7 protein-coding genes are annotated in these 12,663 nt (G+C 68.4%); 2 read left to right on the top strand and 5 right to left on the bottom strand.

The annotated features are described in order from the left end of the window. Positions 1 to 414: 414 nt before the first annotated feature. The 5 genes from CHC08_RS22535 to CHC08_RS22555 all read right to left on the bottom strand — a co-directional run bounded on the left by CHC08_RS22535 (position 415) and on the right by CHC08_RS22555 (position 9,243). A complete protein-coding gene (locus CHC08_RS22535) occupies positions 415 to 3,204 on the bottom strand; it encodes a discoidin domain-containing protein (protein WP_089209333.1) in 2,790 nt (929 codons plus the stop codon). Between the two features lie 232 nt (positions 3,205 to 3,436). Beyond that, complete coding sequence (locus CHC08_RS22540) at positions 3,437 to 6,160, bottom strand: laminin G domain-containing protein (protein ID WP_089209334.1); 2,724 nt, start codon at positions 6,158 to 6,160, stop codon at positions 3,437 to 3,439. Positions 6,161 to 6,162: 2 nt separating this feature from the next. Further along, positions 6,163 to 7,002, bottom strand: a complete 840-nt coding sequence (locus tag CHC08_RS22545; protein WP_089209335.1) for a carbohydrate ABC transporter permease — start codon at positions 7,000 to 7,002, stop codon at positions 6,163 to 6,165. Then, entirely contained in the window at positions 6,999 to 7,832 is an 834-nt protein-coding gene (locus CHC08_RS22550) for a carbohydrate ABC transporter permease (protein WP_218825423.1), read from the bottom strand. The genes CHC08_RS22545 and CHC08_RS22550 overlap by 4 nt, the downstream gene beginning before the upstream one ends. Positions 7,833 to 7,968: 136 nt before the next feature. Beyond that, complete coding sequence (locus tag CHC08_RS22555) at positions 7,969 to 9,243, bottom strand: ABC transporter substrate-binding protein (RefSeq protein WP_218825424.1); 1,275 nt, start codon at positions 9,241 to 9,243, stop codon at positions 7,969 to 7,971. 213 nt (positions 9,244 to 9,456) lie between these two features. On the opposite strand from CHC08_RS22555, the gene CHC08_RS22560 reads away from it, so the two are divergent. Both CHC08_RS22560 and CHC08_RS22565 read left to right on the top strand, forming a co-directional pair. Continuing rightward, positions 9,457 to 10,485, top strand: coding sequence for a LacI family DNA-binding transcriptional regulator (locus CHC08_RS22560; protein ID WP_218825425.1), 1,029 nt, complete (start codon positions 9,457 to 9,459; stop codon positions 10,483 to 10,485). 217 nt (positions 10,486 to 10,702) lie between these two features. Further along, positions 10,703 to 12,388: a CocE/NonD family hydrolase gene (locus CHC08_RS22565; RefSeq protein ID WP_089209338.1), complete on the top strand. Its 1,686-nt coding sequence runs from the start codon at positions 10,703 to 10,705 to the stop codon at positions 12,386 to 12,388. Positions 12,389 to 12,663 lie beyond the last annotated feature (275 nt).

Consider the following 12,663-nt stretch of genomic DNA (forward strand, 5'->3'; position numbering starts at 1 on the left):
CGGGTTGTGTTATGCGGATACGGATTGGGCGGTTGCCGGCGACGGCTCCTCGACCATCGGCGGCTTCAGGAAGCTGGTCCCCCAGGCGACCGCGATGGTGACCACGGAGAAGATCAGACCGGTGATCACGGTGGCGGAAGCGTTGTATGGGTCCGCGCGGCGAAGTACGCGAGCCCGGTTGGCCGGGCGAGATGCTCAAGGACTACCGGGACGGCCCACAGAACTGAGCGTGGACGGCTTCGACGGTAGGTCTTCTTCCGGCGGTCGGATCCGCAGCGAGCAGACCACAGATGCGATGGCCCCCGGCGAGAGTGTCGCCGGGGGCCATCGCATCTGTTCACCGGAGAGGGAGAACCAGCGGGGTTGTGTCTGTCAGGCCGTATGCCGTGACGTCACGGCCTTGTGTGATCGCGGTCAGGGCGCCGCGATGGTGTAGGTCGATCCCGCCTGGGTGGCGAAGGTGATCACGTTGCCGCTGACGGTGGGGGTCACGGTCCCGCCGCCGACCCGGTTGATCACGACGGTCTGACCCGGCCACGGGTTCTGCAGCTTGACGGTCTTGCCCGCCTCGCTTGTGATGTCGACGTAGGTGACGCGTCCGCTCTGGAAGGAGCTGGAGATCACCAGCGCGTCCTTCTCCCGGAGCTTGACGAAGCTCGCGTTCTTGTTCGTCGGCCACACCGGGAACAGGCGCACGATGCCGTCGTCGCTCTGCAGGAGCAGGTTGTTGACGGCCTCCGTCGCTCCGCCCTTCTCCAGACCGTGGAAGTTGTCGCGGATGCGCAGGTTGGCGGCCATCTTCGTGGTGATCTGGTTCTTGAGCTGGTCGATCAGGCTCTGCGCCGGGTAGCCCACCCGGGCCGCCTGGGTGAAGACCTTGGGGAAGCTGTTGTCCTGGCCCCAGGAGTTCATGACGTTCAGCGTGTTGATGGCGATCTGGCGGTCGGCGGCCGGGGAGTTGATGCCCAGGACCTCTCCTGGGTGGATGAACTCCAGATTGACCGTGTTGTCGCCCGGGTGGATGTTGCGGGTGTCGTTACCCGTGATCGTTCCCGGGTCGGCGAGCGCGTAGACGGTCTGCCCGTTGTAGACGGTCGTCGGAGTCGCCGGCAGGTGCTGCAGGATCTGCGTCCAGGTCGCCCTGTCCGCGGTGTCGACCCCCAGGTCGGTGCTCGCGTCGATGAGGCCCGTGAGGAGATACTTCAGCAGCCCGACGTCGGGGCTTGAGTTCTTTCCCCAGAGACCCTCGTGCGGGCCGGTGAAGAGGTTGTACCGCTGCGCGGCCGCGTCCCACTCCAGATAGTTCTTGAAGAAGGCGGCGACCTCCTTAATGAAGGGGTAGGACTTCGTGGACAGGAAGTTCCTGTCCTGGGTGTAGTCGTAGTACGCGACGAACTGCGACGCGGTGAACAGGGAGTTGCCCACCTGCTGGTGGTAGTTGTCGTCGGCCGTCGACCCGAAGGGCCCGATTCCGACGGGGAAGAGCAGGCCGCTCGGCATCCCGCCGCTCGGGAACCGGCTGCTGATGTAGCTCGGATTGACGCGGGTGAGGTCCTGCTGCGCCCGGCGCCTCGCCTCGGGGACGTACGCGAGGATCAGGTCGTAGTAGGGCAGGGCGAGGTCTGCCCTGTTGCTGGAGTAGGCGCCGTAGAAGTTGGCCACGAAGTTGTAGTTCAGGTGCATGTCGCCGCTGAACTGGGGTGAGTCCGTGGTGGCCCAGATCCCGTAGAGGCCGGGCGCGGTCTTGCCCGCCCTGCTGGAGGAGCCGAGCAGGTAGAGGGAGCCGTAGTAGTACTTCTCGAGCACGTCGTCGTTGAGATCGACGTACGACGTGAGCCAGTACTGCTTCCACCACTCGACGTGCTGGGCGTAGAGGGTGTCGAGCGACGCGGGGGTCTGGCCGTCGACGATGGTCCGGGCGCCGGGGGCCGGGTCGGCGGGGTTCTGGCCGCCGCCGGCGACACTCGTCACGATGCGGACGGTCTGGCCGGGCTGGAGGTCGAAGACCATTTTTGCGGTGGCCCCGCTCGCGGACGGGCTTCCCACGAGGTTCGCGCCGATCGCGCGGGTGGCCAGTGACGCCCGGGAGACCCAGCGTGAGCCCGTGGGGGTCGCCCGCGTGGCCCACGTGGTGGTGCCCGACACACCAGAGGTGTTGGTGAAGCCCGACCGGGCGTCCTGGGAGCCTGACCAGGTCTGGGCCTGGAGTTGCGTCGCGGTGGAGCCGTTGGACGTGATCTGCGTCACCACGACGTTGTCGTTGGCCGCCGTCCAGGTCTTCATCGTGACGGGAACGCCGCCGATGGTCATCGTGGTGTCGACGTCGCCCTTGAGGATGTTCTGCTCCTCAAGGAACGGGCCCGAGGTCGGCGGCGGTCCCGAGGTTCCCGGGCCGTAGAGCTCCAGCTGGCCGATGCGGGCGCGGGGGTTCTGCTGGGAGTCGGAGGTCGTGCCCTGGGTCGGTTCGCTGATGCTCAGCCGTACGTAGCGGGCGCTGACGGAGGTGATCGTCTTGTCGGTGACGTTCGCCGTGTTGTTGACGACGGTGTCGGCTGCGGCCCAGGTCGTGCCGTTGACGCTGGTCTCCAGCACGAAGTTCTTCGTGTTGTTGGCCGTCTCACCGGACCGTGCCGCGCCGTCGTGCCTGACCACGTAGCGGGCGATGGTCTTGGCCGATCCGAGGTCGAGCCTGATCGACTGGGGTTTTCCGACCTCGGAGACCCAGCCCTCGTAGCCGGCGGCCCACTGCCCGTTCACCGCCCGGCTCGCCGGGAAGCTGGGGTGCGAGCTGGAGGCCGTCGCCGACGATCCCAGGGCGAGGTTCGCCGAGGGCGTGCTGCCGCCCGCGGGCGCGATCGTCACGCCGCCGAGCGCGACCAGGGAGGGCGACGGGTTGCCGGCCCAGAAGTTTCCCTTGGAGATGTAGAACGTCTTGAAACCGTCACCGCCGCCGGAGGTGACGCCGATGTCGCCGTTGCCGAGGAGCGCGGTGTTGGGCATGCTCCGGCTGACGGCGTCGCTGTACGCCTGGTTGGTCCACTGACCCTTGATGCCGGTCAGCAGTTGCTGGACCTCGGTCCACTGTTGCGTCGGTGTGGGGGTTGCCGCCTGCGCTTGAGGCATCAGCGCGAGGTTCGTGACAACCGAGACGGTGAGGACAACGGACAGGGTCCGCAGGGGGTGCCATCGTCGTTTACCGATCACGACATGTCCTTTCTCGATGAGATCGGGGACGTCGCCCCGATCGAGCCGGGTGCCGGCCGGTTCCGGGCGGACCCGGCCGTTCCCCGGCGGATCCCGGAGGCCGGCCGGTTCCCCGGTGGTCGCCGGGTGCGGGCCGACTCCGATGGATCCCGGGCGCCGGCCGGCTCCGGTGGGTCCCGGTGCCGGCCGACGCCCGATGCCGTCGTGTCCTGCGGTCGTACGATCGTGCGGTCTAGCGGGGTGAGGTCTCACCGGGCAGCCCCGGGGGAGGGGAGGCCGGTGCGACGTTGAGGTTGGACAGCACTCCGACGCCGGGCACGCGCCCGGCGGCCGGCGCGACCGAGGCGGTGCCGAGGTCGGCGAATGTGGGGTCGACGTCGAACAGCGCGATGACCGCCTCGGCGGTGGCCGCCCCGCCGATGGACTCGCGGTTGGAGACCCCTCGTTCCGCGACCCGCACGCGGACGGGATCGCCGTCGAGGACCTCCATCGCCTGTCCCCAGAGCGCACCGGACGCCGACTGCGGGGTCAGTCTGAGCAGGGCGATGGCCAGGTCACGGCGGCCGAGCTTGGCGAATCCGTTCGCCGTCACCCCCGGCCACGCGCAGAACGCCCCTCCCGCGCCGTGGTCCGGGCGGTCGGAGAAGGAGGCGATGGGATCGTCCGGCGACAGAGCCCTCATCCAGGTGCCCGTCAGAAGGTGCTCGGTGACGAACGTGACCATGTCGCGGCGCTGGGTCTCGCTGAGGTCGTCGTGCATGGCGGCGGCCACCAGACCGAAGTCCAGGGAGTGGCCGATGGTCTCGACGCCGTCCGGGTGGCGGATCGACCAGCGTCCGCCCTCGGCGTAGAGGTCGAGCACCGCGTCGGCGAGCGTGCGGGCCTCCGCCTCCGCGCGGACGGCGTCGTCGTCGCGGCCGCGGAAACGGAGCAGGGCCGCCAGCGAGCGCATCATGGCCACGTAGGCGGCGTTGAACGAGGTGACGACGTTGATGTAGTTGGGGACGCATTCGAGGAGCCGCCAGGAGTCGTCGCCGAAGTCGGCCAGGACACCCCCGGTGGCCTCCCTGCGCCTGCCCTTCCAGCCGTAGGCGAGCCGCTCCAGGTGGTCGGCGACGGTGTCCCGACCAACTCGCTCGTCGAGGAACGCGAGGTCGCCGCTGACACAGATGTAGTGCTCCACCAGCCGGAACAGCGAGCAGTCGTTGGCGGCGTAGTAGTTGCCGAGCGGGCCTCCGTTCCTGGCGTCGATGCCGAACGAGTCTCCGTAGGGGCCGCTCAGGACGCGCCGGAGCCATGACTTGAGCCCGGCGGGTTCCAGGAGCGCGTACATGCGGCTCCACTCGGAGTGGTCCCAGTAGAAGGTCGTCGTGGGGCCGAGCCGGGGCCCTCCGGTGAGGAAGATCGGCTCACTCGGGCTCGCGTACAGGTTGCGCATGTACAGCACGGTCAGCGCGCCCATGTAGTAGGCCCGCGCGAGCTCCGGATCGTCGGCCCGCAGCGCGGGCAGATGCCCGCTGAAGTCGTCGTTTCCCGGGGTGAACATGTTGTCCCAGTGCCGGCGCATGCCCTGCTCGGTGCCGCGGAGGACATCGGTGAAGGCGCCGGCCGTACGGCCCGCCGCGGCGGTGACGTCGGCCTGGTCGGTCCCGTAGGCGCACACGACACCGATGGTGCGGGTCTCGCCGGGGCCGAGGGTGAGGGACCAGCTCGCCTGCGCGCCGCTTCCGAGCTCGCGGATCTCGGTGGGCTCCGTGTCGAAGGCGTAGGCCGCCCGCGCCGGTGAGCGCAGGTCGGTGACCGCGACGGCGCCGTCGGCGATCGACGAGCTCCAGCGTCGCGACAGCGACCAGTGCCGGGTCGTCGCCACCTCGCGGTCGTCGAGTACGAGGGTGACCTGCTGCTCGCCGAGGACGACCGAGACCGCGTGCCACCGCCCGGCGGTCAGGGAGGGGGCGTCGGCGTGCTCCCGTTCGCCGGAGATGCCGAACCAGAGCCGGCCTCCGTCGAGGCCGAGCTGGAGCGAGTCCGGGTGGTTGCCGTGGGTGAGGATGACGCCGTCGCCCTCCGGCGTGGACGGGCGGAACTCGAAGCTCAGCACGAGACCGTCGCGCAGCTCGAACTCGTCGCCGTCCAGCGTCCGTTGCGTCGACGGCTCCAGCTCGGCGTCGCCGGCGAACACGAAGACCGGGTCGCCGCCGGACGCGGGGAGGCACCGGATGTCGCGGATCGTGCCGCCGGCCGAGTCATACCGGGGGAGGACCTTGTCCTGGCTGAAGTGCGAAGGCAGCTCGTACTCCAGCAACATGGCCGCGTCGGCCTCGTCCCGCTGGATTCCGGGGACCCGCGGCCGGCCCAGGCGCATCCGCCGCGGTCCCGCGCCGAGCAGGTAGGGCAGGTGCTCGCTCTGGGCGCGGGTCGTGTCGCGGATCCGTTCCAGGGTGACGAAGTCGTGGTAGTCGCCCTCGGTCCACGGCACGTCGTAGAGCCAGCCCCAGCCCACCTCCGAATGGGACATCATCGCGAACAGGTCCTGGCTGACCGTGCAGGTCCAGGGGACGGCCCGTTCGTTGGTGACATCGACCTGCCAGAGCAGCAGGTTCTCCGACAGGGCCATGCGCGTGTCCGACCGTACGGTCACCTCGGCGGAGCGATGCTCCCGCTGCACGCCCCAGGGCTTCCACCGGTAGCGCTGCGCGGCGAGCGCGACTCCGTCGAGGCGGAGAACGCCGGTGTGGTAACCGAGGGAGAAGGGCGGAGCCGCCACCCAGGACAGCGACGTGAGGTCGTGGTTGACATGGCCCTGGCCGCGCTGGTTGCGCAGGGACGGCAGGTGCGCGAGCTCGGAGGCGTCCATCCACTCGCCGGCGACGTCGTCCAGGTCGGGGACGCCCGCGGGCCGCCCCTCGGCGGAGGGGCGGGTGGAGGGCGCCTCGCTGAAAGTGTCCGTTTTCATGGTCACTTCGACGACCCGGAGGTGAGACCGGCGATGAACTGCTTCTGCACGAACAGGTAACCCACCACCGGCACGATCGCGGCGAGGAACATGATGCCGAACAGCTGTCCGTAATCCACGGAATATTGACCAATCGTCAGGTACAGGCCGGTTGTGATGGTCTGACCCTGTAGCGGGCCGAGAATGAACAGCGGATTCAGGAAGTCGTTCCAGATCCACAGCGAGGAGAAGATCGCGACCGTCGCCGTGGCGGGCCGGACCAGGGGCATGACGATCCCCCACCAGATCCGCAGCCCGCTGGCGCCGTCGAGGCGGGCGGCCTCGATGATCTCGTTCGGAACGGCTCGCATGAAGCCCACGTACACGAACACCGCGAAGGAGAGGTAGCCGCCGCCCAGGTTGGAGAGGATCAGCCCGGGATAGCTGTGATCGAGGCCGAAGAACGTCAGGATCTGGATGGTGGGCAGCAGGATGACCTGCGGCGGGATCATCAGACCGGCCGCGAGCAGGGCGAGCACCGCCGCCCGTGCCTTCGTCTTCCTCCGGGAGATGTAGAAGCTGAACGCGGAGGCGAGGGGGATGAGCAGCGCCACCGAGAAGACGACGTCGATCAGGGAGTTCTGCAGGCCGAGCTGGATGAGGCCGTCGGGCCTGGCCAGCGCGGTGCTCAGGTTGTCGATCGTCGGCGGGATCGGCAGTGCTTCGGGGCTTTCGAGGATCTGCGACTGCGCCTTGAAGGCGTTGACGATCGTCAGGTAGATCGGGGCGACGAACAGCAGGGTCACGACACCCGCGATGACGAGGCGTGCCCGGGAGCGCAGCACGTCGTTGATGGCGGTCAAAAGTTCACCTCACGGCGGCGAAGGAGGCTCGTGACCGACAGGGCGATGGCCGCGGACATGGCGAGCACCAGCATCGCGACCGCCGAGGCGTATCCGAAGCGGTTGTCGGTGAAGGCGAGCTTCACGATGTAGAGCGCGGTGGATCGGGTGGAGTTCGCGGGGCCGCCTCCGGTGAGGACGGTGATGACGTCGTAGAGCTTCAGCACCGTGATCAGTGAGATCGTGACGCTGATGGTCATCCCGGGAGCGATCAGCGGGAACGTGATCCTGGTGAACCTCTGCCACGTGGTGGCGCCGTCGATGGCGGCCGAGTCGTACAGCTCCACCGGGACTCCCTGCAGGGCGGCGAGATACACGACGGTCGTGAAACCGGTGAGGATCCAGGTGACGACGACGCCGATGGACAGCAGCGCGAGGTTCGGGCTGCCGAGCCAGGCGATCGGCGAGTCGATCAGCCCGATGCGTTGCAGGGTGACGTTCAGCAGGCCCTGCTGGGTCAGGATCGTCTGCCACACGAAGCCGACGATCACTCCGGACAGCACCTGGGGCAGGAACGCGATCGTCCTCATGACCCGGTAGCTCAGGTTGGTGCGGTTCAGCATCATCGCGAACGCGATGCCGATGGCGTTGGCCGCGATCGTGACCCCCACCGCGAGGATCAGGGTGAAGCCGAGGCTGGCGTGGAGCTGATCGTCGTGGATCATCTCGCCGTAGTTGTCCAGGCCCACAAAACCGCTGGTGGCCCGCAACGGGTTCTCGTCGGTGAAACTGCTTTTGAGGCTGAGCAGGAGCGGTAGCACGAGGAAACACAGGTACAGGCCGAAAGCCACGGCGGCTAATCCGAAGAGTCCGTTGTCCCTGCTTGCTCGACTCTTCCGAGTCCGCATGTCACTTCCTTCAGGCCCGTGTCGAGGACTTCGAAAGGAGGTGCCTCAACACGGGTCGTCGTTCGTCGGCCGGTGGGGACTACTTGGTGGCGGTGTCCCAGGCCGTGTCGAGTTTGGCCATCTCGCCCTTGACGTCCGCGCTGGTGAACAGCGCCTGGCTGGCGGCGTAGAGCTGGTCGTTGAGGCCCGGCGGCATCGCGTCGTCGTTGCTGGCCCATCCGATGGAGGCGACCTTGGTGTTCTCGTCGGTGACGTAGGCGAAGGAGTCCTTGAACACCTGGCTGACCGTGACCTTGTAGTCGTCGAGGGTCTTGCCCTTGAGCATCGGGAACGCGCCGTCGCTCTCGATGAGCGCCTTCAGGTTGCCCGGGGCCAGCGACCACGCCTGGGCGAACTTGGTCGCGCCGGCCAGGTCCTTGGTCTTCGAGCTGATCGCCATGGAGCCGCCGACGGCGAAGGGGATGACCACGGAGCCGTCATCGGTGGGGACGGGGAACGCGCCGAAGTTGTCGGCGTTGTCCTTCGGGACGGAGCCCAGGAACCAGCTGCCCATCATGTACATGGCGGCCTTGCCGCCGGTGAACTGCGTGATCGAGTCGGCGTACTTCACGCCGAGCGCGCCCTTGTCGAAGTAGCCCTCGGTGACGAGCTTCCGATACTTCTCGACCGCCGTGACGACGTTGGCGTCCGTGAACTTGACCTTGCCCGCGTACCTCTCCTGCAGCCACTGGGGGTTCTTGCCCAGGACGTCCGCGCTCAGGACGCCGACCAGCGGCATGCTGGCCGCGAACGGGTCACCGCCGCCCAGCTCCATCGGGGTGATGCCGGCGGCCTTGAGCTTGGCGCACACCGTCAGGAAGTCGGCCCAGGTCTTGGGCGGCTCCACACCCGCCTTGGCGAAGAGCTCCTTGTTGTAGAAGACCTCCGGGATGATCTGGGAGTTCGTGGGCGGGATGTAGACCTTGCCCTTGAGCGCGTTGCCCTGGGGGAGCAGGAAGTTGGCGTCCACCCAGGTCTGGTCGTAGGGGACGAGCAGACCGGCGCCGGCGAAGGTGGACGGGGTGATCGACTGCAGAAGGTCCGGGAACTGGCCGGAGGCCTGCAGCTGCTTGGCGTATCCGTCCCTGTCGGTGCTCGGGGACGTGATCCGGTTGATCTTCACCCCGGGGGCCTCTTTCGAGGCGGCCGCGATCGAGTCGTTCCAGAAGGTCGAGTTGAGGCTGGGCGTCTCGAACGTCATGTAGGTCAGGGTGCTGGTGCCGCTGCCGGTGCCGCCACTGCCGGCGCTCGTACAGGCGGTGGTCAGGGCGAGGGCACCGACAACGCATGTGGCGAGCATGGTCTTACGTATCAAGATCGTCCTCCTTCGGTCGTGTCGCACGGTTGAGTTTTTCGTCGAGCATGGTCCGGCGAGCTGTATGCAGGCACCTTGCGATAACGTTATCCCGAGAATAGGAAGTTTCGCCGGTGTGTCAAGGGTGTTGCCCGGATCGAAACCCGACGGGGCACGGAAGTCGATATCCGGGTGGATAGGTTGGCACCCGGGAAAAAGGGGAGGATCGCAGCGATGACCGAGCGCACGGTTGAGGGCACCGCAGGGCGACGCCGTGGCAAGCGGCCCACGATGCTGGATGTCGCCCGCACGGCCGGAGTCGCGCTGCGCACCGTGTCCCGGGTGGTCAACGACGATCCCACCGTGGGCCAGGACCTGGTCAAACGGGTGCGCGCGGCCATCGTCACCCTTGACTACGAGCCCGATGAGCGCGCCCAGCAGCTGCGCCGGGGCGTCAGCGGCACCATCGGCGCCGCGGTGCGCAACCTCGCGGACGCCCACCCGGTGCTCAGCGCGATCGACCAGGCGGCGCGGAAGGCCAAGCTCACCGTGCTGGCCATGTCGACCGAGGACGAGGAGCAGCGCGAGCGCGAGGCGGTCATGTCCATGTGCCGCAAGCGCGTGGACGGGATCATCATCGAACCCATAAGCGCCAACCACCAGTATCTGGCGCCCGAGATCGAGGCCGGAATGCCCGTGGTGGCCTTCGACCGGCCGACCGGCGGGGTCCCCGCGGACGCCGTGCTGTCGGACAACGCCGCGGGCATCGGCACGGCCTTCCGCCACCTCGTCCAGCACGGGCACAACCGCATCGCCTACATCGGCGACCACGAGCGCATCTTCACCGGACGCGAGCGCGCCGCCTCCTTCCGCGCCTGCGTCACGGCCAACGGCGGCCCGCTGGAGGGCATGGTCCATGCCGGGGCCGTCGAGCCCGCGCGCATCGCCAGCGCTCTGACCACGGCATTCGATGGTCCCACGCCCGCGACCGCCCTCATCACCGGCAACGTCGCCACGACCGTGGAGGTCCTGCGCTACCTCGGCGCCGACGCCGGCCGGATCGCGATCGTCGCCTTCGACGACTTCCTGCTGGCCGACCTCCTGCGCCCCGCCCTGACCGTCATCGCCCAGAACAGCGCGACGATAGGGCGAACGGCCATCGAGCTGCTCCTGGCCCGCGCCGCCGATCCCACCCGGCCGGTCCAGAGCGTGACGGTCCCGGTCGAGCTCATTCCCCGGGGGTCGGGCGAGCTCCGGCCGTAGGCCGTCGGACACCCCACGCCACACCCCGCGGTCCCGCTCCGGAACCGGTCCGTCGGGCGCGATTCCATCTCTCCACCCGCGCGTCGGGCAATGTTTCTGTCATGTCACAGAAACCCTTTCCCCAAGGACTACCTGCCCTTATCGCGATAACGTTATCTTCACGTAGGGCGACCCCGCGCTGACCCGGGTTCGCTCTGCCTTTCGAGGGAGGGCTCCGGTGGGAGACGTACTGATCGACTTCGATGTCCCCGGCGAGATGCGCGACGGCACCGTCCTGCGCGCCGACGTCTTCCGGCCGACCCGCGACGGTCCCTGGCCCGTGCTGCTCGTACGGTCTCCCTACGGCAAGCAGGACCCGAACATCTTCAGGATCCTGGAGCCCCTGGCCGCGGTGCGCCGCGGATACATGGTCGTGCTCCAGGACACCCGCGGGCGCTCCGGCTCCGACGGAGACTGGGAGCCGCTGACGAACGAGCGGGCGGACGGGCACGACACCGTGCGCTGGGCGGCCGCGCTACCCGGCTCCAACGGGCTCGTGGGCATGTACGGTCCCAGCTACCTGGGCAACGCGCAGTGGATGGCGGCGGCGGGCGGCCCGCCGGAGTTGAGGGCCATCGTCCCGGGGTTCACCTGGTCGGAGCCCTTCGACGGCCTGTTCGGCCGCGGCGGGGCGGTCGAGCTGGGCCTCAGCGCGAGCTGGTCCCTCTCCCAGGGCCCCGACCTCCTCGCCCGCAGGTGGAAGGACTCTCCCGCTGACCTCCATCGCGAGCTCACCGCGCTGGTCTCCGAGATCGACGCCCTGGCGACCAGAACGTACTGGGAGCTGCCGTCCGGCGCGTTTCCCGCGTTCGAGCGGGCCGGGGTCCCGGACCTGGGCTACCAGCGGGCCCTCGCCGATCCGGAGGCCGCGGACGACTGCCGCGTCGCGGGCACCTACGACCGGGTCGACGTCCCCGTCTTCAACGTCGGCGGCTGGTTCGACGTCTTCCTGCAGGGAACCCTGGACAACCACATCGCGATGAGCGCCGCGGGCAGGCCGTCGACCCTGCTGATCGGGCCGTGGTCGCACCAGGGGCAGTCGGGTCAGCAGGGCGAGGTCAACTTCGGGGTGGCGGCCGACCAGGGAAGCATCGACCTCCGGGCCTCCCTGGGAGACCTGCGGCTCGACTGGCTGGACCGCCGGCTGAAGCCGGGCCGTCCCGCGGCTCCGGACGGCAGGCCGGTACGGATCTTCGTCACGGGGGTCAACCGGTGGCGCGACGAGGACGCGTGGCCTCTGGCCCGGAGCGTGGACACCCCGATGTACCTGCGCGAGGACGGCGGCCTCTCATTCGAGGCGCCTCGTGCCGGCAAACAGCCGGACACCTACCGGTACGACCCCGCCGATCCGGTCATCACCCTCGGCGGCACCCTGCTGATGTCTAGTGAGTTCCCTCCCGGCCCCTACGACCAGCGCCGCGTCGAAGAACGGCCGGACGTGCTCGTCTACACCGGCGAGCCGCTCGAAGCCGACCTGGAGGTGACCGGCCGCGTCCGCGTCTCGCTGGTCACCTCCTCCACCGCGCCCTCGACGGACTGGGTGGCCCGGCTCTGCGACGTCGGCGTCGACTCCGTGTCGCGCAATCTCACGGACGGGATCCTCCGTGTCTCGGGCGTGCCGGGCGAGCCCGCGGAACACGAGATCGACCTGTGGTCGATCGGTCACGTGTTCCTCGAAGGTCATCGGATCCGGGTCCAGATCACGTCGAGCAACTTCCCGAGATGGGACCGCAACCTCAACACCGGCGAACCGGCCGAGGCGGCGACCGTCATGAGCGTCGCGGACCAGACGGTGTTCCACGACGCGGTCAGGGCATCAAAGATCGTCCTGCCGGTCGTGCCGCCCGAAGACCTCGCTCGCTGACGGCCCCGCTCGCTGACGGCCCCGCTCGCTGACGGCACCGCTCGCTGACGGCACCGTCCACGGTTGACCGATGATGCCGACTGTCGCGTAAAGTAGCCGGAGTATCGCGTAGAGCAACAGGTGAATGCTCTTTCCTCACCGCCTTACTCGCCTCCCGGCCGGACCGTCGCCCGACCGGGGGGCGAGGTGGGGAGCCGTGCTGGTGAAAGGTGGCTGTTCATCCAGTTTCGTTATGTGTGGGGCGGTAAGTTGGGGCGGGTGTCCACGTCAGCGAT

Origin of the sequence: Streptosporangium subroseum, assembly GCF_900188345.1 — a bacterium.
Classification (GTDB): Bacteria; Actinomycetota; Actinomycetes; order Streptosporangiales; family Streptosporangiaceae; genus Streptosporangium; species Streptosporangium subroseum.

What these genes read in the sequence shown, in the direction of transcription:
- CHC08_RS22540 (WP_089209334.1), bottom strand. Translation starts at nt 6,160, where the DNA reads ATGAAAACGGACACTTTCAGCGAGGCGCCCTCCACCCGCCCCTCCGCC.
- CHC08_RS22560 (WP_218825425.1), top strand. Translation starts at nt 9,457, where the DNA reads ATGACCGAGCGCACGGTTGAGGGCACCGCAGGGCGACGCCGTGGCAAG.